The 19244-nt window shown below is 60.7% G+C and carries 20 protein-coding genes; 6 read left to right on the forward strand and 14 right to left on the reverse strand.

What is annotated here, in order from left to right; genetic code table 11:
- Positions 1 to 83: 83 nt before the first annotated feature.
- From paaE to paaF, 11 genes are all read right to left on the reverse strand, one after another.
- The gene (gene paaE / locus QF010_RS01410) at positions 84 to 1160 is read right to left on the reverse strand and encodes a 1,2-phenylacetyl-CoA epoxidase subunit PaaE (protein ID WP_429532400.1); all 1077 of its coding nucleotides are present in this window, start codon (positions 1158 to 1160) and stop codon (positions 84 to 86) included.
- Positions 1161 to 1193: 33 nt separating this feature from the next.
- Positions 1194 to 1727, reverse strand: a complete 534-nt coding sequence (paaD, locus tag QF010_RS01415) for a 1,2-phenylacetyl-CoA epoxidase subunit PaaD (protein ID WP_033062039.1) — start codon at positions 1725 to 1727, stop codon at positions 1194 to 1196.
- Complete coding sequence (gene paaC, locus QF010_RS01420; RefSeq protein WP_429532401.1) at positions 1714 to 2472, reverse strand: 1,2-phenylacetyl-CoA epoxidase subunit PaaC; 759 nt, start codon at positions 2470 to 2472, stop codon at positions 1714 to 1716. The genes paaD and paaC overlap by 14 nt, the downstream gene beginning before the upstream one ends.
- Before the next feature lie 8 nt (positions 2473 to 2480).
- Entirely contained in the window at positions 2481 to 2762 is a 282-nt protein-coding gene (paaB, locus tag QF010_RS01425) for a 1,2-phenylacetyl-CoA epoxidase subunit PaaB (protein WP_033062041.1), read from the reverse strand.
- A gap of 27 nt (positions 2763 to 2789) precedes the next feature.
- Positions 2790 to 3779: a 1,2-phenylacetyl-CoA epoxidase subunit PaaA gene (gene paaA, locus QF010_RS01430; RefSeq protein ID WP_111449688.1), complete on the reverse strand. Its 990-nt coding sequence runs from the start codon at positions 3777 to 3779 to the stop codon at positions 2790 to 2792.
- Positions 3780 to 4746: 967 nt separating this feature from the next.
- A complete protein-coding gene (gene paaK, locus QF010_RS01435) occupies positions 4747 to 6072 on the reverse strand; it encodes a phenylacetate--CoA ligase PaaK (RefSeq protein WP_429509626.1) in 1326 nt (441 codons plus the stop codon).
- A gap of 99 nt (positions 6073 to 6171) precedes the next feature.
- Positions 6172 to 7383, reverse strand: a complete 1212-nt coding sequence (gene pcaF / locus QF010_RS01440; protein WP_429532402.1) for a 3-oxoadipyl-CoA thiolase — start codon at positions 7381 to 7383, stop codon at positions 6172 to 6174.
- On the reverse strand, positions 7376 to 7825 hold the full coding sequence (paaI, locus tag QF010_RS01445; protein ID WP_429532403.1) for a hydroxyphenylacetyl-CoA thioesterase PaaI: 450 nt from the start codon (positions 7823 to 7825) through the stop codon (positions 7376 to 7378). Before paaI ends, pcaF begins: the two co-directional genes overlap by 8 nt.
- Positions 7812 to 9335: a 3-hydroxyacyl-CoA dehydrogenase PaaH gene (paaH, locus tag QF010_RS01450; protein ID WP_429532404.1), complete on the reverse strand. Its 1524-nt coding sequence runs from the start codon at positions 9333 to 9335 to the stop codon at positions 7812 to 7814. Before paaH ends, paaI begins: the two co-directional genes overlap by 14 nt.
- A 3-nt stretch (positions 9336 to 9338) precedes the next feature.
- A complete protein-coding gene (gene paaG / locus QF010_RS01455) occupies positions 9339 to 10130 on the reverse strand; it encodes a 2-(1,2-epoxy-1,2-dihydrophenyl)acetyl-CoA isomerase PaaG (protein WP_429532463.1) in 792 nt (263 codons plus the stop codon).
- A 55-nt stretch (positions 10131 to 10185) separates the two neighbouring features.
- A complete protein-coding gene (gene paaF, locus QF010_RS01460) occupies positions 10186 to 10959 on the reverse strand; it encodes a 2,3-dehydroadipyl-CoA hydratase PaaF (RefSeq protein WP_429532405.1) in 774 nt (257 codons plus the stop codon).
- Positions 10960 to 11030: 71 nt separating this feature from the next.
- Between paaF and QF010_RS01465 the strand changes: the two genes are divergently transcribed.
- From QF010_RS01465 to feaR, 4 genes are all read left to right on the forward strand, one after another.
- Positions 11031 to 11225 (forward strand): hypothetical protein, encoded by a 195-nt coding sequence (locus QF010_RS01465; RefSeq protein WP_429532406.1) that lies wholly within the window; start codon positions 11031 to 11033, stop codon positions 11223 to 11225.
- Positions 11226 to 11330: 105 nt separating this feature from the next.
- The gene (gene paaY, locus QF010_RS01470) at positions 11331 to 11927 is read left to right on the forward strand and encodes a phenylacetic acid degradation protein PaaY (RefSeq protein WP_033062048.1); all 597 of its coding nucleotides are present in this window, start codon (positions 11331 to 11333) and stop codon (positions 11925 to 11927) included.
- Between the two features lie 207 nt (positions 11928 to 12134).
- Positions 12135 to 13058: a phenylacetic acid degradation operon negative regulatory protein PaaX gene (gene paaX, locus QF010_RS01475; protein ID WP_033062050.1), complete on the forward strand. Its 924-nt coding sequence runs from the start codon at positions 12135 to 12137 to the stop codon at positions 13056 to 13058.
- 85 nt (positions 13059 to 13143) lie between these two features.
- Positions 13144 to 14058, forward strand: a complete 915-nt coding sequence (gene feaR, locus QF010_RS01480; RefSeq protein WP_429532407.1) for a transcriptional regulator FeaR — start codon at positions 13144 to 13146, stop codon at positions 14056 to 14058.
- A gap of 67 nt (positions 14059 to 14125) precedes the next feature.
- Here the strand turns inward: feaR and QF010_RS01485 are convergent, their stop codons facing one another.
- A complete protein-coding gene (locus tag QF010_RS01485) occupies positions 14126 to 14863 on the reverse strand; it encodes an anti-sigma factor family protein (RefSeq protein WP_429532408.1) in 738 nt (245 codons plus the stop codon).
- Positions 14856 to 15368 (reverse strand): sigma-70 family RNA polymerase sigma factor, encoded by a 513-nt coding sequence (locus QF010_RS01490; RefSeq protein WP_429532409.1) that lies wholly within the window; start codon positions 15366 to 15368, stop codon positions 14856 to 14858. The genes QF010_RS01485 and QF010_RS01490 overlap by 8 nt, the downstream gene beginning before the upstream one ends.
- Before the next feature lie 154 nt (positions 15369 to 15522).
- Between QF010_RS01490 and QF010_RS01495 the strand changes: the two genes are divergently transcribed.
- Positions 15523 to 16491 (forward strand): metallophosphoesterase family protein, encoded by a 969-nt coding sequence (locus QF010_RS01495; RefSeq protein WP_033062055.1) that lies wholly within the window; start codon positions 15523 to 15525, stop codon positions 16489 to 16491.
- Between the two features lie 14 nt (positions 16492 to 16505).
- Positions 16506 to 16811, forward strand: coding sequence for a cupredoxin domain-containing protein (locus tag QF010_RS01500; protein ID WP_033062056.1), 306 nt, complete (start codon positions 16506 to 16508; stop codon positions 16809 to 16811).
- Positions 16812 to 16907: 96 nt separating this feature from the next.
- Here QF010_RS01500 and tynA read toward each other — a convergent pair whose 3' ends face one another.
- Entirely contained in the window at positions 16908 to 19196 is a 2289-nt protein-coding gene (tynA, locus tag QF010_RS01505; RefSeq protein WP_033062057.1) for a primary-amine oxidase, read from the reverse strand.
- Between the last annotated feature and the right edge of the window lie 48 nt (positions 19197 to 19244).

Consider the following 19244-nt stretch of genomic DNA (forward strand, 5'->3'; position numbering starts at 1 on the left):
ACGTGTATTCAGGATTTACGACTGCTGCGCAGCCGAACGCAGCCTCGCAGGCTCGGCAGCTGCTACAGGATTGCGTCAAGCGGTCAGAGTTGGTCGAAATCCAGCACCACTTTGTCGCTCACTGGAAACGCCTGGCACGACAGCACATAGCCGGCAGCCACTTCGTAGTCTTCCAGCGCGTGGTTGCTGTCCATTTCCACTTCACCTTCGATGACCTTGCATTTGCAGGTCGAGCACACGCCGGCCTTGCACGAGTAAGGCAGTTCGGCGCCTTGGGCATTGCCGGCGTCAAGGATGCTTTGGCTATTGCGCGGCAGGTCGAACGCCAACGCGCGGCCGTCGCTGATGACGGTGATCTGGCTAACGGCGGCATCAACCTGCCGAGCCGCCTCGCGGGCCTCGCGTTTCTGCTGGCTGCCGACAGCGGCAAACAGTTCGAAATGGATGCGTTCGTGCGGCATGCCTTTGGCTTTCAGGCTGTCGCGCACGGTTTCGGTCATCTCTTGCGGGCCGCAGATGAACGCGGCGTCGAGGGCTTTGACGTCGAGCCAGCGGGAGAACAGTTGCTCGCATTTCTCGGCGTTGATCCGACCGTTGTACAGGTCGACATCCTGCTGTTCGCGGCTGAACACGAAGATCAGGTTCAAGCGTTGCAAGTAGCGGTTTTTCAGGTCTTCGAGTTGTTCGCGAAACAACGCGCCGGAGCTGGAGCGGTTGCCATACAGCAGCGTGACGCGGCTATGCGGTTCGGTTTGCAGGGTGGTCTTGATGATCGACAGGATCGGCGTGATGCCGCTGCCCGCCGCGACCGCGAGGTAGTTGCCATGGCGGGTCGGGTCGAGTTCGACATGAAAGTGCCCGGCTGGCGGCATCACCTCCAGGCTGTGCCCTGCCTTCAACTGCTCATTGGCGAACGCCGAGAAACGTCCACCCACCACGCGCTTGATGGCGACGCGCAGTTCACCGTCGTTGACCCCGGTGCAGATCGAGTAGGAACGGCGCACTTCTTCGCCGTCCATCTGAGTGCGCATCACCAGGTGCTGGCCCTGGGTGAAGTGAAAACTGTCTTGCAGGTGCTGCGGAATCTCGAAGGCGATGGACACCGCATCACGGGTCTCGGTGCGCACGTCCTTGATGGTCAGGCTGTGAAATTTACTCATTATTGTTCTCCAGCTGGGACGGCCGATCGCCGCTCAGATGCATTTGAAATAGTCGAACGGTTCCCGGCAATCGACGCAGCGGTACAGCGCCTTGCAGGCGGTTGAACCGAACTCGCTGAGCACTTCGGTGTGCGCACTGCCGCATTGCGGGCAAACGATTACCGGGCTTTCGCCGAGCAGACTGCGCTTGCTGGTGCTGCCGTCGGGCGGCGCAATGCCGTAGGCGCGAAGGCGTTCGCGACCGCTGTCGGTGATCCAGTCAGTGGTCCAGGCCGGGGTCAATTTGCGTTCCAGCTGTGGCGCCTTGAACCCGGCGAGCTCCAGCGCCTCGCGGATATCGCTTTCAATCACTTCGGTGGCGGGGCAGCCGGAGTAGGTCGGCGTGACCACCACGTGCAGGTGCCCGGCCTGCCAGTCGAGATCGCGAACGATGCCCAGGTCGACCACGCTGACCACCGGCACTTCCGGGTCCATGACCTGCGCCAGTGTCGCCCAGGCAGCGGCCAGGTCGGTTGGCTGAGCCGGCCGTGCGCCCTGGTCGCTGGCGATCAGCTCACCAGGTTGCATCGGGGTACGCTCGTGGCAGTGATTGCATCTCGGCCAGCAGAATGCCCAGGTGTTCGGTGTGCAGGCCTTTGCGCGCATTCAGGTAGAAATAGCTCGGTGCGGCCGGCACGGGCAGGGTGGCGCTGGCGAAAATTTCGTTGACCTTGGCCTGCCAGGCCGCTGCGACTTGCGCGGCGTCCGGGATGATGCCGGCATCACACAGGCGTTGTTCGTTGTCGTCAGCACTGGTCAGCTCGACCGTGAAACGCCAAACCTCAGGGATGGCCGCGAGCATGCGCTGATGGCTTTCCTCGGTGCCGTCACCCAGACGCTCGACCCATTCACCGGAGCGGCGCAGGTGATACGTGACTTCCTTCACGGCTTTGGCGGCAATGCCGGCGATGCGCTCATCGCTGGACTGGCTCAGGCCGCTGAGTACTTGCAGGTGCCAGGCGTCGTAGAGGAATTGCTTGAGGAGGGTCACCGCGTAGTCGCCGTTGGGTTGTTCCACCAGCAGCAGATTGCGATAGGCGCGCTCATCACGACGGAACGCCAGGTGATCGGCGTCGCGACCATCGTTCAGTAGTTCGGCGGCGTATTCCAGCCAGTTGCGTGCCTGGCCCACCAGGTCGAGGCCGACGTTCATCAGCGCCAGTTCTTCTTCCAGTGCTGGGGCCTTGCCGCACCATTGGCACAAGCGCTGGCCCTGGATCAGGGCGCTGTCGCCGAGGCGCAGCAGGTATTCGATCAGATCTGTGTTGTTCATGGTCGACCTCACATGTGCCCGACTTCAGGTGGCAACTCGTAGAAGCTGGCATGGCGATAGACCTTGTCGTCTGCCGGGTCGAACAGCGGGTCTTTTTCATCGGGCGACGACGCGGTGATCAACGCCGAGGGCACCACCCACAGGCTCACGCCTTCGCTGCGGCGGGTGTACAACTCGCGCGCGTTCTCGATGGCCATGGTGGTGTCGGCGGCATGCACGCTGCCGACATGCTTGTGGTTGAGACCGTGCTTGCTGCGCACGAAGACTTCGAAAAGGGTCCATTCAGACATATCAGTGACTCCACATCAGGTGGCCGATCAGGCGGCGTTCTTGTTTTGTTTTTTGCGAGCGTGAGCGACTGCGGCTTCGCGGACCCAGGCACCGTCTTCAATGGCTTTGCGACGGGTTGCAACGCGTTCCTGGTTGCACGGGCCGTTGCCCTTGAGCACTTCGTAGAATTCGTTCCACTGGATTTCGCCGAAGTCGTAGTGGCCGCGCTCGGCATTCCACTTCAAGTCCGGGTCGGGGCAGGTGCAGCCCAGCAGTTCCAACTGTGGAATGGTCTGGTCGATGAAGCGCTGGCGCAGTTCGTCGTTGCTCTGGCGTTTGATTTTCCAGGCCATGGACTGGGCGCTGTTTGGCGAGTGTTCGTCGCTCGGGCCGAACATCATCAGCGACGGCCACCACAGGCGGTTGATCGCGTCCTGGACCATGTCTTTCTGCGCCTGGTTGCCGTGACGCATCATGGTCAGGAGGATTTCGTAGCCCTGGCGCTGGTGGAAGCTCTCTTCCTTGCAGATCCGCACCATGGCCCGGGAGTAGGGGCCATAAGAGGTGCGCTGCAACACCACCTGATTGACGATCGCCGCGCCGTCCACCAGCCAGCCCACGGCGCCCATGTCGGCCCAGTTCAACGTCGGGTAGTTGAAGATGCTGGAGTACTTGGCTTTGCCGCTGTGCAGCTTGGCAATTTCTTCATCGCGGTCGGCGCCGAGGGTTTCCATGGCGCTGTAGAGGTACAAGCCGTGGCCGGCTTCGTCCTGAATCTTCGCCATCAGTTGCAGTTTGCGTTTGAGCGATGGCGCGCGGGTGACCCAGTTACCTTCGGGCAGCATGCCGACGATTTCGGAGTGGGCATGCTGGGAGATCTGCCGGATGAGGGTTTGGCGATAGGCATCAGGCATCCAGTTTTTGGCTTCGATCTTGATTTCTGAATCGATTTTTTCCTGGAAGGCGCGTTCCTGGTCGGACATCTCCGACAGGTCTTTTATGCGCTTGACGCCGGTTTCTACGAGCTGTGCGTACATGAGGGGCTCCCGCCGTGAATCTTCTTGATGGCATGGAGAACTTTATAAGCGATACATAAATTAATATCAAACACAAAATAACGTGTCGCTTGTGTTTTTGTATCGCTTCGGGATGAGTGGTCGATTTGGGAGAGGTTGTTATGTGTGTATATCCATTTCTTCGGTAACGGCTGCTGATGGTTCCGCTCTTACAGCGGGTCACTTGGAAAAGCCCCAAGTAACCAAGGGCTCTTGCCCCTGACGTCCGGCCCTTCGCCTAGGCTCAGGGTGCCCTCGCTCCGGTCCTGCTCCGTGGGCCCGCCGCCATCGGCCATCCATGGCCGGGGGCGGCTACCGCGGCATCCTTGCCGCGGTGCCCACTGCGCAGAACCTCCACTCGGCCTTCCGACGGGGCAGATCAAGAACAAAATCAACAACGAGGCGGCCTGCCAGCCGGCCTATTCTTCAGGCCACGCGCCCAATCTAATGTCCGGCAAAAATCCAAATTGTGGGAGCGAGCCTGCTCGCGAAGGCGGACAGGCATCCGCCATTGATGTCGACTGACACGGCCACTTCGCGAGCAAGCCCGCTCCCACAAAAAAGCAGATCGGCGTACGGCTTTCGCTCTTCACCACTCAACAGGCCGAGCGTTAGCTCGCCTGCCGCTTTTGATCTTGATGCACCGCCCCCTCGAGAGGCCGAGAGGAGGTTCTGCGCAGTGGGCAACCCGGCATGGATGCCGGGTTAGCCGCCCCCGGCCATGGATGGCCGATGGCGGCGGGCCCACGGAGCAGGACCGGAGCGAGGGCATGCCGAGCCTAGGCGAGGCACCGAACGAAAGGGGCAAGAGCCCTTGGTTACTTGGGGCTTTTCCAAGTGACTCGCTGTAAAAGCGAAACCAATAGCCGCCGTTACCGCAGCAACGGATATGTACAAAAAAAAACCCAAAAAAAACCCCGCAAAAGCGGGGCCATAAAGGGTGCAGCAGTCATGCTTTCGGGCGTTTGTCCAACACGTGACAAGCCTTGCCCTCAGACCGCTTGATCGAATGCAGAGGCTGCAAGACGATCCGCGTACTGATCCCGATATACGTCTTGATATGCCGACTCAACTCGGCAGCGACGGCTCTCTGCTGATCATCGCCCAGATGCTGATGCTCAGCCTTCAGCTCCACATGCACGTCCACGCTGTCCAGGTTGCCATTGCGATACAGATGAATCTCGTAACACTCCGAAAGCTGTTTGATTTTCAGCACCTGCTCCTCGATCTGCGTCGGAAACACGTTAACCCCGCGAATGATCAACATGTCATCGCTGCGCCCAGTGATCTTGTCGATACGCCGCATCGGCCGCGCAGTGCCCGGCAACAGACGCGTCAAGTCGCGGGTGCGATAGCGGATCATCGGCAGCGCTTCTTTACTCAGCGACGTAAACACCAGCTCGCCCATCTGCCCGTCCGGCAGCACTTCACCGGTGACCGGATCAATGATTTCCGGGTAGAAGTGGTCTTCCCAGATCGTCGGCCCGTCCTTGGTTTCGGCGCATTCCATGGCGACACCTGGCCCCATGATCTCCGAGAGGCCGTAGATATCCAGGGCGGTAATGCCCATACGCGCTTCGATGGCGCTGCGCAGTTCGGCGGTCCAGGGTTCGGCGCCGAAGATGCCCAGGCGCAGGGCCAGTTTGTGCGGGTCGATGCCCTGACGCTCGATTTCATCGGCGATGTTAAGCATGTACGACGGGGTGACCATGATGATGTCGGGTTGGAAATCCTTGATCAGCTGCACCTGTTTCTCGGTCTGCCCGCCGGACATCGGAATCACCGTGCAACCCAGGCGCTCAGCACCGTAGTGGGCGCCGAGTCCGCCGGTGAACAGGCCGTAACCATAGGAAATATGCACTTTGTCGCCACGTCGGCCACCCGCCGCGCGGATCGAGCGGGCGACCACGTTGGCCCAGGTGTCGATGTCGTTCTGGGTGTAGCCGACGACGGTCGGTTTGCCGGTGGTGCCACTGGAAGCATGCAGGCGCACGACGTCATGCATCGGCACGGCGAACATGCCGTAGGGGTAGTTGTCGCGCAGGTCGGATTTGGTGGTGAAAGGAAACTTCGCCAAGTCTTCCAGCGACTTGATGTCATCCGGGTGCACGCCCAGCGCATCGAAGCGTTGACGGTACAGCGGCACGTTCTGGTACGCGTGTTTCAGGCTCCAGCGCAGCCGATCCAGCTGGTGCTGACGGAGTTCGTCGATGCTGGCGGTTTCAATCGGGTCCAGCACTGGATCAAGCACGGCGTTGGCAATTGGCATGTTCATAACTTCACTCGAATTATTTTTGTGTTTCAGCCCTTTCGCACAAGGGCTTAGAGTGCATGCCCCAAGGATACCTCTCGGCTCCTCGGGAATCGCGGTTCTTTAGTCGGATAGGCGCTCGATGATCAGCGCGATGCCTTGGCCAACGCCGATGCACATGGTGCACAAGGCGTAGCGACCCTGACGCTCTTCCAATTCATGCAGGGCGGTGGTCACCAGCCGCGCGCCGCTCATGCCCAGCGGATGACCGAGGGCAATCGCGCCGCCGTTCGGGTTTACGCGTGCATCGGTGTCGCTCAGGCCGAGTTCGCGCAGCACCGCCAGGCCTTGTGCGGCAAAGGCCTCGTTGAGTTCGATCACGTCCATGTCGGCGAGGCTCAGGTTGGCCAGATCCAGTACCTTGCGCGTTGCCGGCACCGGGCCGATGCCCATGATGCGGGGTTCAACGCCGGCGGTGGCCATGGCGACGACCCGGCCGCGCGCTTTCAGGCCGTGGCGCTTGGCGATTTCCGGGCTGGCCAGCAAGAGTGCGCAAGCCCCGTCGTTGACCCCGGACGCATTGCCGGCGGTGATGCTGCCGCCTTCGCGAAATGGCGTGCCAAGCTTCTGCAACTGCTCAAGCGTGGTATCGCCGCGCGGGTGTTCGTCGTGCTCGACCACTTTGCCTGGGCCTTTGCGCTGGGGGATTTCTACCGCGACGATTTCTTTGGCAAAGCGGCCGCTGGCCTGGGCTGCGGCGGCGCGCTGCTGGCTGCGCAGGGCAAAGGCGTCCTGGTCGGCGCGGGAGATGTTGAACTGCTCGGCGACGTTCTCGGCGGTCTCCGGCATGGAGTCGATGCCATAGGCTTTTTTCATCAGCGGATTGACGAAGCGCCAGCCGATGGTGGTGTCGTAGACGTGAGCGTCGCGGGAAAACGCCTGTTCGGCCTTGCCCATCACCAGCGGTGCACGGGACATTGATTCCACGCCGCCGACCAGCATCAGCCCGGCCTCGCCGCAGCGAATCGCCCGGGCGGCGGTGCCAATGGCATCCAGCCCGGAACCGCACAAACGGTTGAGGGTGGTGCCGGGCACGCTGACCGGCAACCCGGCCAGCAGTGCCGACATGCGTGCGACGTTGCGGTTGTCTTCGCCGGCCTGGTTGGCACAGCCGTAGATCACATCGTCGACGCCATTCCAGTCGACCTGCGGGTGACGGCGCAACAGTTCGCGCAGCGGCACGGCGCCGAGGTCGTCGGCGCGCACGCTGCTCAAGGCTCCGGCGTAGCGGCCGATCGGGGTCCGCACCGCATCGATGATCAAGGCGTCATTCATTCGGGTTCTCCTGCGTCAGCACAGTGCCGCGCACTTTGTAGGATTTGCCATGGAACAGGGCGATCAGTTGGCCCTGTTGGTTTTCAATGCGTACGTCGTAGTTACCGGTGCGACCGGAACGGCTTTGCTCGGTGCAATCGGCCGTCAAGGTGTCGCCCAGGTGTGCCGGGGCGATGTAGTCGATGCTGCAACCGATGGCTACCGTGGCCTCGTTGTAGCTGTTGCAGGCAAAGGCAAACGCCGAATCGGCGAGGGCAAACAGGTAGCCGCCGTGGCAGGTGCCGTGGCCCTGAATCATCTCGGCGCGCACGTTCATCCCAACGCGGGCACAGCCGGGCGCCGCGGAGAGCAGGCGCATGCCCATTGCCTGGCTGGCGGCGTCGCGCTTGAACATCGCTTGCGCGCAGGTGCTGGCCAGATTCATTGCTTCATGGTTTGTCATGGAATGTCCTTCCTTCAGCGACCCGACGGCGCAACAGCAACGACGGCCGATAACGTTCTTCGCCGTAACTGGCTTGCAGGTGTTCCAGCACGGTGAGGATCTGCGAAAGCCCGATGGCATCGGCCCAGGCCAGCGGGCCTTGGGGGTAGTTGACCCCAGCGCGCATCGCCAGATCGATGTCGGCGGCCGAGGCCACGCCTTGCAGCAGGGCGTCGGCGGCTTCGTTGGCGAGCATGGCGACGGTGCGCAACACGGCGAGGGCCGGGCTGTCGCTGAGCAGGATGACTTTGAATCCTGCCTGTTGCAGCAACGCGACACCCTGTTCGAGCGCGGAAGGTTCGATGCCTGCCGAACAGCTGATAGCGATTCGGCTGGCCTTGCCGTAGTCGAACGCCAGATCCAGCAAGATCAGATTGCGCAGGCCGTCCTCATTGGCCCGTTGACTGGCCATGCGCCCGTCGCTCAAGGCCAGCACCGCATCACCGACGCGCAGCAAACCCTGGCCATCGCGCTGGATGACGTCGACGCCGTGCTCACGAAAGCGCGAGATCAGAGCGTTTGCGATGCCCAGATCACCTTCTACAACGCAGGTTTCAACGGGCTGTCCGCTGCTGATTGAAGTGGGCTGCGGGCGCTCGATACCTTCGGCATAGCTGTAAAACCCCTGGCCGCTTTTGCGCCCCAGCCGCCCGGCGTCGACCAGTTCTTTCTGGATCAACGACGGCAGGAAGCGGGTGTCACCGTAATAGGCGTCGAATACCGAGCAGGTCACGGCATAGTTGACGTCATGGCCGATCAGGTCTGTCAGCTCGAAAGCGCCCATGGCAAAACCACCGGCATCGCGCATCAGCGCATCGAGGGTCGGGCAATCGGCGGCGCCGTCCTGGAGCAAACGCAAGCTTTCGGCATAGAACGGCCGGGCCACGCGGTTGACGATGAAACCCGGCGTGGAGCGGGTGTGCACCGGTTTTTTGCCCCAGGCTTTGGCGGTGTCATACAGGCACTCGGCCAACGCTGGATCGCTGGCCAGGCCCGAGACGATTTCCACCAGCGCCATGACCGGCGCCGGGTTGAAGAAGTGCAGGCCGAGCAGACGTTGTGGATGATGCAATTGCGCGGCGATGCTGGTGATCGACAGCGACGAGGTATTGCTGGCGAGAATGCAGTGCTCGCCGCAGATGCTTTCCAACTGGCGGAACAGGGCGCGTTTGACCTCAAGGTTCTCGACAATGGCTTCGATGATCAGCTCGCAATCGGCCAGCGCTTCGATGGCTTCCACCGCCTGAAGACGGGCGATGGTTGCCGTGCGTGCTTCGGCCGAGAGCTTGCCGTTTTCGACGCGTTTGCCCAGTTGTCGGTCAATGCCATCGATCGCCTGCGCAGCAGCGCCGGGACGATTGTCGAGCAACAGCACGGGATGGCCGGCCTGTGCGGCGACCTGCGCAATGCCGGCGCCCATGGCTCCGGCGCCAATCACCGCGATGCGCGCGTTAGTGTTCAGTGCCGTCATGACTCAGCGCCCCTTGAAGCTTGGGCTGCGTTTTTCCATGAAGGCGCTGACGCCTTCACGGTAATCCTCGCTACGCCCGGCCAGACGCTGCAGGTCTCTTTCCAGCTCCAGCTGTTCGTCAAACGTATTACTCAGGCTGGCGTTCAGGCTGCGCTTGATCAGTGCCAGTCCGTAAGTCGGTTGCGTGGCCAAATGACGAGCCAGCGTCAGGGCTTCATTGCGCAGTTCCGCGTCATCCACGCAACGGTAGATCAGTCCCCATTGCTCGGCTTGCTCGGCACTCAAGCGATTACCCAGCAAGGCCAGGGCCTTGGCGCGGGCCATGCCGACCAGGCGCGGCAAGGTCCAGGTGCCACCGGAATCAGGGATCAGCCCGATCTTGCAGAAGGCTTGGATAAAACTCGCCGAGCGCGCCGCCAGCACCAAGTCGCAGGCCAGCGGAATGTTGGCCCCGGCCCCGGCTGCCACGCCATTGACCGCGCAGATCACCGGCATCGGCAGGTCGCGTAATTGGCGGATCAGCGGGTTGTAGAACTTCTCGATGGACTCGCCCAGATCCGGCGCGGCACTGCCCGGCGCGACATTGCGGTCGCTGAGGTCTTGCCCGGCGCAGAAACCGCGACCTTCACCGGTCAGCAGCAACACGCGCACGTCCGGATTCTGGCGGACCTGTTTCAGCGCTTCCTTCACTTCGCCATGCATCTGCGGGTTGAAGCTGTTGAGTTGGTCCGGACGATTGAGGCTGAGCAGGGCGACGCCGGCCTCGACGGAAAACAGGATGTGTTCGAAGTTCATGGTCATGGCGCTCTCTGAGAGGTCGTTCGCTTCTTATTTATTGGGGTGGACCGGGTTATTGCCCGGTGAAAGCCGGCGTGCGCTTTTCCTGAAAGGCCCGGATGCCCTCATCACGATCGCGGGTGCCGGCCAGCACGGTGAAGGCATGGCGTTCGAAGCGCAGGCCGCTGGCCAGGTCGGTGTCCATCGCCTTGAGCAGCGCTTCCTTGGCCAGACGCACGGCCAGCGGTGCCTTGCCGGCAATGCTGCGGGCGATTTGCAGGGCGCGTTCGACGGTGAATTCCGGTTGGGTCACTTCACTGACCAGGCCGGCACGTTGGGCCTGGCGGGCGTCGATCGCCTCGCCGGTCAGGACCATCTGCATGGCCATGGATTTACCGACGGCGCGCAGCAGGCGTTGGGTGCCACCGGCGCCGGGCATGATCCCGAGATTGATTTCCGGCTGGCCGAAGCGCGCATCTTCACCGGCAATGATGATATCGGCGTGCATCGCGAGTTCGCAGCCACCGCCCAGGGCGAAGCCGTTGACGGCGGCGATCAGCGGTTTGTTGAAACGGGTGATGGTCTGCCACGACGCCTGGCGTGGGTCGTCGAGGATGCCGACCAGATCGCGTTCGGCCATTTCCTTGATGTCGGCGCCGGCCGCGAAGGCTTTTCGGCTGCCGGTCAGGACCACGGCGCGGGTGTCGGGATCGGCCTGCGCGGCGTTGAGTTCGTCCGCCAGTTCACCGAGCAATTCGGTGGTCAGGGCGTTCAGCGCTTGTGGGCGCTGCAGGGTAATCAGGCGGACGCCCGGCTCGATGAACTCGACAGCAAGGGTTAGAGGCATGGCGGATGCCCTCACGGTGCACGCTCGGCTGTAATGCCGGCTCATTATTGGATCGGCGCGGTGGGCCGGTTTTGCCTGAGTATACCTACAACGTGATACGAAAACACAACACTAAAATAGATTTAATGTGTCTTATTGATGAGTGGCTGGTGTTTGGGCGAGAGCTTTATGAGGAGGCTTTGCAGCGGGATATCGCCGGTTTTATTGGCTCGGATGCTTGCGCCAGACGTGTTGCCGGACCTTTTTCAAAGATCGTTATTAAGTGATACGGATTTTTGTCTTTGTGCTGGTAAAAGCGATGTGATACAAAATGGCCCCATATCGGCATCGCTTTGCAAATACACCCGGCATTGCGCTTAAAGGAACGTCCCATGACTTGCTACAGCCTCGATGGCTTGACCCCGGTGGTTGATCCCACTGCTTACGTTCATCCGTCGGCCGTCCTGATCGGTGACGTGATTGTCGGCCCCCATTGCTATGTCGGGCCGTTGGCCAGTCTGCGCGGGGACTTTGGCCGGATCGTGCTGGAGGAGGGCGCCAACCTGCAGGACACCTGCGTGATGCACGGCTTTCCGGACAGCGACACGGTGGTGGAGCGCAACGGCCATATTGGTCACGGCGCGGTGTTGCACGGTTGCCGGATCGGCGCCGATGCCCTGGTGGGCATGAATGCGGTGGTGATGGACAACGCGCGGATTGGCCCTCGCTCATTCGTCTCGGCAGCAGCCTTCGTCAAAGCCGGATTCGCATGCCCGGAGCAGTCACTGGTGATGGGCGCACCGGCCAGCGTCAAGCGCAGCCTCAGCGATGAGGAAGTGTCATGGAAGCAGGCAGGCACTCGTGAATATCAGCAACTGGCCAAGCGTTGCCTTGAGCAGATGCAAGTCTGCGAGCCGCTGACCGAACCGGAACCCGATCGCCCACGTATCAGCGACAGCGGCTTGCGGCCCAAGGGCACCATGCTATGAACGCTGAAGAACCTGCAGCAGCTGCCGAAGGCTGCGTTCGAGCGCGAAGCGGTCGCCATTCAGACGACTCAATCATCCTGAATCACCGCATGCCTGGATTTAGCGACTGCTGCGCAGCCGAACGCAGCCTTCGGCAGCTGCTACAGGGGTACGTGTGAGCTTTATGAAACCGGTATATTCCTTTTCTTTTTTTAGCTCGGTACGCCCATGTCGTCCCTGACACCATTGAACCATCTGATTACCCGCTTCCAGGAGCAGACGCCGATCCGCGCCAGTTCCTTGATCATCACGTTATACGGCGATGCCATCGAACCCCACGGCGGAACGGTCTGGCTGGGCAGCCTGATTCAATTGCTCGAGCCCATCGGCATCAACGAGCGGCTGATTCGCACCTCGATCTTCCGTCTGACCAAGGAAGGCTGGCTGACCGCCGAGAAAGTCGGGCGCCGCAGCTACTACAGCCTGACCGGCACCGGTCGCCGGCGTTTCGACAAGGCTTTCAAGCGGGTCTACAGCTCTACCGTGCCGGCGTGGGATGGCTCCTGGTGCCTGGTGATGCTCACGCAACTGACTCAGGACAAGCGCAAACAAGTGCGCGAAGAACTCGAGTGGCAAGGTTTTGGTGCGATCTCACCGGCCGTGTTGGCCTGTCCACGCAGCGACCGTACCGACCTCAACGCCACCTTGCTCGACCTCGGCGCCCAGGAAGAGACCATCGTCTTTGAAACCACCGCGCAGGACGTGCTGGCCTCCAAGGCCCTGCGTTTGCAGGTGCGCGAGAGCTGGAACATCGAAGAGCTGGCGACCCATTACAGCGAGTTCATTCAGCTGTTCCGACCGCTCTGGCAAGCGCTTCGCGAGCAAGAGAACCTCGAACCCTCCGACTGCTTCCTGGCACGGGTTCTGCTTATTCACGAGTACCGCAAATTGCTGTTGCGCGACCCGCAATTGCCGGACGAGTTGTTGCCCGGTGATTGGGAAGGTCGGGCCGCCCGCCAGTTGTGCCGCAACATTTACCGGCTGATCTACGCCAAAGCCGAAGAATGGTTGAACACTGCGCTGGAAACCGCCGATGGCCCGTTGCCGGACGTCGGTGAAAGTTTCTATCGGCGGTTTGGCGGGCTCAAGTAGCCCGTCAACGTTCAGGGAGAATGACTGTTCAGGAGAACCTGTGGATTGGCGTAGACAATAAAAATAAGCCTGCGTGAGGCCCGACATGATTTCTTCAATTGCACAGCGCCGTGATGGCTTTGATCAGTGGATTCATCAGATCAACCAGATCTGTGGCGCCTTCAATGCGCAACCTCTGGGCGCTGAGTTTGCCGGCGATATCCGGGAACACCAGGACGGCGCGCTGAAACTCAGTTTTGTTGATGCCTGTCAGGCTCGACTGTTCCGCACGCCACGGGAAGTCGCTGCCGGCGAGGGCGGGAAATACTTTGCCGTGTTTCAGCTCGACGGCACGGCCGGCATGGCCCAGGGTGACAACAAGGTTTTACTCTCGGCCGGTGACATCACGCTGATCGACGCTTCGCGCCCAAGCGACTTCACCTACAGTGAAAACTCCCGGCAATTGTCGCTGATTCTGCCGTCGCAACTGGTTGAGCACACCCTGCGCTTCAATCAGGTCAAATGCGGTCACCGGATTGCCGCGACATCGCCCATTGCGATGCTGTCTCACCGCTTGATCCTGGATGCCACGTCCCAGACAAACCTCAGCCGGCAAGAAAGCGAAGCGACCCTGGAGGCCATTGTCAGCCTGCTGCGCCCGGCGATCAGTCATGCCGAAGACGGCAGTGATGTGCATGAACGTATCTTCCGCAAGACCTTGGGCGTTATTGATGCGCATATCCGCTCGGAAGACCTCTGCCCGGAATGGCTGGCACGGGAGGTCGGCATGTCGACCCGTGGGCTCTATCGGATGTTTGCCAAGAAGGGGTTGGTGGTCGCGCGCTATATCAAGAATCGCCGACTGGATTTGTGCGCTGAATCCCTGCGCCAGTCGGGCATGGAGCAGAAGCTGTCGGTGCTGGGGTATTCGTGGGGGTTTTCGGATTCGAGCTACTTTTCCACCGCGTTCAAAGCACGCTTCGGCATTTCACCCGGTGAGTACCGCAAAAAGTGCGCCTGATAGTTCCCTTGATACACGCAGACCCTGTGGGGGCGGGTTTGCCCGCTCCCACAGGGGTAAAGAAGGGCTACGGCTTGAGCAACTGGCTGAACGCCTCCAGTTCACTTTTCTCCAGATCGGAAACCAGCACGAAGCGCATGTGGCTGGCCTGCCATGACACCACGTTAAAGCCGCGAATGGTCTGGCTCTGCCGGGGCGTGTCCGCCTCCGGCGTGGGCAGTATGAACACATTGATAATGTGCCTGGCCCGCCCGTAACTCAGCGCCGCAGTGGTCTGATGTTGCAGGTAATCCAGCCGCCCGCCCAACAGCGCAAACCCTTGTGCCGAGTAATCGAATACCGGCGGCGAAAAGTCGAGTTTGCCGGTGAACCAGGGCTTGACGGTGTGCCGGTCGGACGAAACCACATCGTTCAAATGCTCGCCCATCAATGAGCGGACATGGCTCGACACCGCCTCATCCATCAACGGTTGTTCACTGCCCGGCGTGACCACATACAGCACCACCGCCAAGGCCAGCGCCGCCGCTGAAAAAACCGGTGCGAGCCATTTTCGCCAGCGTTCGACAGCGCGAGGCCGTGGCGCAACAGCGGCCAGTACGCTATCAGTCAACGCCACCGGCGCCGGATAATACGGGGCCTGGCGTTTCACGCTGACCTTCAGCAGCCGTGCCTGATCGTGCAACCGAGCACACTCGTCGCACGCGGCTAAATGCCCGGCCACCTGCGCAGCCATCGGCGGATCAAGTTCCTGGTCCAGATAGCCATGGATCAGCGTCTGGCAAACCGTGCAGTCGAGTTTATTCATGATCGTGCAACTTCATCAGTTCGAGCTTGAGCATGGCGCGAGCCCGGGCCAGTCTCGACATGACGGTGCCGATGGGAATGTCGACCACCAGGGCGATGTCCTTGTAGGGCATGTCTTCGAGCTCCTTCAGCACAATCACCTCGCGAAACACCGGCGGCAGGGCGCACAGCGCTTGCTGGATCAGCGCGGCGTTTTCCGTGTGGATCGCTTGCAATTCCGGGGTCTGGCTGTGGCTCAGCGTTGCGTAGTCTTCGGGGAGTTCGTCGCCGATAGCGACCCAACGGTGCCCGGCCGAGGCCTTGAGCCAGGTGTAGCTTTCGTTGCGCACGATGGTCAGGAACCAGGCCTTGGGGTTGCCATCGGCGAAACGCTGCAAAAACCTGAAAGCGCGCAGCGCACTTTCCTGCACGACATCGTGCGCGGCGCTGTCGTTGCCCGTGAGCCAGCGCGCGAGGTTGTAGGCGGCGTCCAGATGGGGCGCAATCAGTTCCTCAAATCGCTTCATAGTGATTCCCGCACCGTCCCACCCCTATAACTGTGAGTCGCCGTGTTTTATTCCCGGAGAAAAATTTATTTTCCGGCGCGGAATAAACCCCGGTTTCGCAAGGTTGTACCTCGTGTCAGCTACATCACTGTAGTTCGCCAGAGAGGGCATACCGATGGACATTCATGCAAAACATCAACGCCGCACCGACGGTCCGTTGAACCCTGACCGCCGTACGCTGCTCAAGTGCTCGGCGTGGGCCGGTGCCGGGGTGATCTGGGCCCTGAGCGGCGGCATTCCCCGGGCCTTCGCGATGGATGAGGCAGGCAACGTCACCGACCCCAAGGCACTGGCCAGTACGTTTCACTTCGTGCAGATCAGCGACTCGCACATCGGCTTCAACAAGGAGGCCAACCCTGAGCCGCTCAAGACTTTGCAGGTGGCGATCGACAAGGTCATCGCGCTGCCAAAACGGCCGTCGCTGATCCTGCACACCGGCGACATCACGCACCTGTCCAAACCCGAAGAGTTCGACACCGCCGCGCAGTTGCTCAAAGGCCTGCCGTCCACCGTGCATTACGTACCGGGCGAGCACGACACCCTCGACGAGGGCGGCGGCAAGCTCTACCTGGAGCGCTACGGCAAGGGCACCAAAGGCAATGGCTGGTACAGTTTCGATGATCACGGTGTGCATTTCATCGCACTGGTGAATGTCTTCAACTTCCAGGCCGGGCATGAAGCAACCCTCGGTGCCGATCAACTGGCCTGGCTGGCCGATGACTTGCGCGCCGTGACCAGCAGCACGCCCATCGTGGTGTTTACCCATATTCCGTTGTGGACGATTTATCAGCCGTGGGGCTGGGGCACCGAGGATGGCGATCAGGCGATTGCGATGCTGCGCAAGTACGGTTCGGTGACGGTGTTGAACGGGCATATCCATCAGGTGATCCAGAAGGTCGAAGGCAACATCACCTTCCACACCGCCCGCGGCACCGCCTATCCACAACCCGCACCGGGTACGGCGCCAGCACCGGGGCCCATGACCGTGGCGGCTGATCAACTGCGCAATTATCTGGGGATCACCGATGTGCGCGCGACCCAGGGAGATCATCCGCTGGCGCTGATCGATTCGACACTGGTTTAGGGGAGGGCTGAGGAATGAACACGCGACTGTTGGCCGTGATCGGCCTGATGCTGTCGATGCCGACATGGGCGCAGGAAGTGAAAGTCGACATCAAGGAATTCATGTTCAGCCCCAAGGATTTGAATGTGGCCGTGGGCACCAAAGTGACCTGGGTGAACGACGATCAGATTCCGCACACGGTGTCGGAAACCCACAAGGCGTTTCGCTCGGGGGCGCTGGATACCAATGACAGTTTTTCCTGGGTGTTCAACACCCCGGGGGAGTTTGAGTATTTTTGTGTGCTGCATCCGCAGATGATCGGGAAGATTGTGGTCCAGTAATTGCGCAGGAAGCCTGCAAGAGATCCAGCTGACGTCACGCTAACCCACTGTGGGAGCGAGCAAGCCCGCTCCCACAGGTTTTTGTGCATGACCCCATTACTGCGGGGCGTTGAGGTTCAGCGTCGGTGTCTCATCGAAGAAATTCCACGGCTTCAACAGCACATGCACCCACTCGGTCGGCATGATCGGCCACTCTTCAGCCCGCGCGATGTGCGTGGTGCCCGTGGTCAGCCAGACCACATCGTCGGTGTTTTCGATGGACTGGTTATCGTGAGTGAACTGTCCCAGGCCTGAGTCTTTGTCCGAGCGATTCGGGTATTTACCTTCCGGGTATTTCTCGTCCGGGTTGTAGCGCGTCACCCACAGTTGTTTGTCCATGAAGCTCAGGCGGTGATAGAGCCATTCGTCCTTGCCGAAGTTGGCACCCTTGGCCACCGGGTGAGTACCGCCGGCATACGGAATCAGCTGATAGGAAACCGGGTTGCCGACTTTGTTTTCCTTGCTGAAATTGGTCATCAAGCGGACGGTCGAAGGGTCGAATTTCTGCGCGGCTTGCTGTTCGGTGCTGACCACGTTGTGCTCGGTCTGCATCGTACTGCTCCGCGGTCCGCCACGGTCGTTGGCGACCACCACCGGGTTCACTTCAACCAGTGAGTTGTTTTCACCGTCCACATCCATATCCAGACGGAAGTTGTAGATGTGCTGGTGGGTGGTGCCGACGATGTTGTGGTCCAGCAGGGTGCCGTAGCGGGTGTCTTCCTTGGCCGTGGCTTCATGCATGGTTTTGGATTTCACACCCTTGACCGCTTCGATACCGGTGGCGCCGGCATCGATGCCGAGGGTCCCGTTCTGTTGGAAGACCCAGTCGAAGATGTAGTCGTAGTTGCCGACGGTGCTGATCCAGCGCACCACCAGCTCACGACGCTCGGTGCTGAGGTTGGGCTGGCCCATCTCCTGGTGTTTGTATTCCGGGCCGGCGTAGCGTTCGAACACGGCCATTGCGCGCGGAATCGAGGTCGGTGCGCCGGTATAGTCCGCAATGGTGGCGTCCAGCAGCACAGCGTTTTCCGGGGCGTCTTTGCCGCGCGCGATCGGCGAGGTCAGCGTGCCCATGCCGTAATCGCCCGAATCCAGGTAAGCCTTGAAGTACCAGCCGACGTCGGGATCGCCGTAAGGCACGATCATGCCGCCCAGCGAGCCCTCGTACATGATTTTGCGTTTCTTGCCCTTGTCGTCATAAGTGACCGTCGACAGTATCGGGCCGACCCGCGAATCGAGGCGAACATGGAAGTCCCAGTTCTGCCAATGAATGCTGTTGCCGGTAATGGTGTAGTTCTTTCCTTCCGGCTCGATGATCTCCAGCGGCTTGACCTGTGTGCCTTTGCGGCCACGCCCGTCATAGGGTGTCGGCTTCATCGGAACCGGAATGACGGCCTCATCTTCGATCTTGATCAGCTTCTTCTGCTCCAGATCGACAATCGCCACCAGGCCCTCGATCGGGTGCGCCCAGTAGTTGCCATCACCGGTATTGAGGTAGCTGACGATTTTCAGCAGGCGTTTATCCTGCGCCAGACCGTCTTTGCCGTCGAAGTAACCGACGGTCAATGGCGTGGCCACGACTTTTTTGACATCGGTGATACCACGCTTGGCCAGTGCTTGCGCGTATTCGGGGCTCGTCTCTACGGCCGACTGCACGGTCGCGAAGTCGTCCAGCAAGACCATGCCGTGAGCGCCTTCGACGGATTTCCATGACTTGAGTGTCTTGCTGTCGAGATCGACCAGCGCCTCGATCACATGCTTGCCATCGAGCACCACAATATTGGCCTGGCGAGGCTGGGTGACGTTCTGGCCGGTGTAGACGAAATTCCAGACCTGAGCCTTGGGTGGCTCATTGACGGACACTTCGGTGAAGCGAAAGCCGGGCTTGTAGTGGGCGGAATGCTTGACGACCTCCACCGCCGCCTTGATTTCGTCGGCGCTTAGCGGGTTGAGCGGGTTAGGGCGGGTCTCGACGACAAACGTCTTGTCCAGGCCGGACTGGAAGACCTGGTTGATGAAGTCCTTGGACATGAACGCCGTCTTGCCTTTGAACACCACCGGCACTGACAACTCCATCCGTTTGCCGTTGAGCACGGCCACCTTGCTACCCGGTTTGACCTTGAGGTAGACACCGTCCTTGGCAATCACGAACAGGTCGGAATAGTCGTCCCATTTGACCGTGGCGCCGAAGTCCTCAAGGGTCGATTGCAATGGCACCATTTCGGCGTGACCGCCGTGAGCATGGGCACTGGACATCCAGCAAGGCAAGCCGAGGGTGCCCAAGGTAATGGCCAGCGCGAGCCGGGCAAGTGGTTTTCTTTTAAGCAGCGCAACGGAGGCGAACATTTCTGAGTTCCTTCAGGCGAGCCGAGGAGAGGCACACCTGCACTTTGC

The organism is Pseudomonas silensiensis (assembly GCF_050434865.1).
GTDB lineage: Bacteria > Pseudomonadota > Gammaproteobacteria > Pseudomonadales > Pseudomonadaceae > Aquipseudomonas > Aquipseudomonas fluorescens_W.

What these genes read in the sequence shown, in the direction of transcription:
- paaE (WP_429532400.1), bottom strand. Translation starts at nt 1,160, where the DNA reads ATGAGTAAATTTCACAGCCTGACCATCAAGGACGTGCGCACCGAGACC.
- paaY (WP_033062048.1), top strand. Translation starts at nt 11,331, where the DNA reads ATGACTTGCTACAGCCTCGATGGCTTGACCCCGGTGGTTGATCCCACT.
- paaX (WP_033062050.1), top strand. Translation starts at nt 12,135, where the DNA reads ATGTCGTCCCTGACACCATTGAACCATCTGATTACCCGCTTCCAGGAG.
- paaK (WP_429509626.1), bottom strand. Translation starts at nt 6,072, where the DNA reads ATGAACATGCCAATTGCCAACGCCGTGCTTGATCCAGTGCTGGACCCG.
- tynA (WP_033062057.1), bottom strand. Translation starts at nt 19,196, where the DNA reads ATGTTCGCCTCCGTTGCGCTGCTTAAAAGAAAACCACTTGCCCGGCTC.
- pcaF (WP_429532402.1), bottom strand. Translation starts at nt 7,383, where the DNA reads ATGAATGACGCCTTGATCATCGATGCGGTGCGGACCCCGATCGGCCGC.
- paaF (WP_429532405.1), bottom strand. Translation starts at nt 10,959, where the DNA reads ATGCCTCTAACCCTTGCTGTCGAGTTCATCGAGCCGGGCGTCCGCCTG.
- paaB (WP_033062041.1), bottom strand. Translation starts at nt 2,762, where the DNA reads ATGTCTGAATGGACCCTTTTCGAAGTCTTCGTGCGCAGCAAGCACGGT.
- QF010_RS01495 (WP_033062055.1), top strand. Translation starts at nt 15,523, where the DNA reads ATGGACATTCATGCAAAACATCAACGCCGCACCGACGGTCCGTTGAAC.
- QF010_RS01485 (WP_429532408.1), bottom strand. Translation starts at nt 14,863, where the DNA reads ATGAATAAACTCGACTGCACGGTTTGCCAGACGCTGATCCATGGCTAT.
- QF010_RS01500 (WP_033062056.1), top strand. Translation starts at nt 16,506, where the DNA reads ATGAACACGCGACTGTTGGCCGTGATCGGCCTGATGCTGTCGATGCCG.
- QF010_RS01490 (WP_429532409.1), bottom strand. Translation starts at nt 15,368, where the DNA reads ATGAAGCGATTTGAGGAACTGATTGCGCCCCATCTGGACGCCGCCTAC.
- paaC (WP_429532401.1), bottom strand. Translation starts at nt 2,472, where the DNA reads ATGAACAACACAGATCTGATCGAATACCTGCTGCGCCTCGGCGACAGC.
- feaR (WP_429532407.1), top strand. Translation starts at nt 13,144, where the DNA reads ATGATTTCTTCAATTGCACAGCGCCGTGATGGCTTTGATCAGTGGATT.
- paaH (WP_429532404.1), bottom strand. Translation starts at nt 9,335, where the DNA reads ATGACGGCACTGAACACTAACGCGCGCATCGCGGTGATTGGCGCCGGA.
- paaI (WP_429532403.1), bottom strand. Translation starts at nt 7,825, where the DNA reads ATGACAAACCATGAAGCAATGAATCTGGCCAGCACCTGCGCGCAAGCG.
- paaG (WP_429532463.1), bottom strand. Translation starts at nt 10,130, where the DNA reads ATGAACTTCGAACACATCCTGTTTTCCGTCGAGGCCGGCGTCGCCCTG.
- paaA (WP_111449688.1), bottom strand. Translation starts at nt 3,779, where the DNA reads ATGTACGCACAGCTCGTAGAAACCGGCGTCAAGCGCATAAAAGACCTG.
- paaD (WP_033062039.1), bottom strand. Translation starts at nt 1,727, where the DNA reads ATGCAACCTGGTGAGCTGATCGCCAGCGACCAGGGCGCACGGCCGGCT.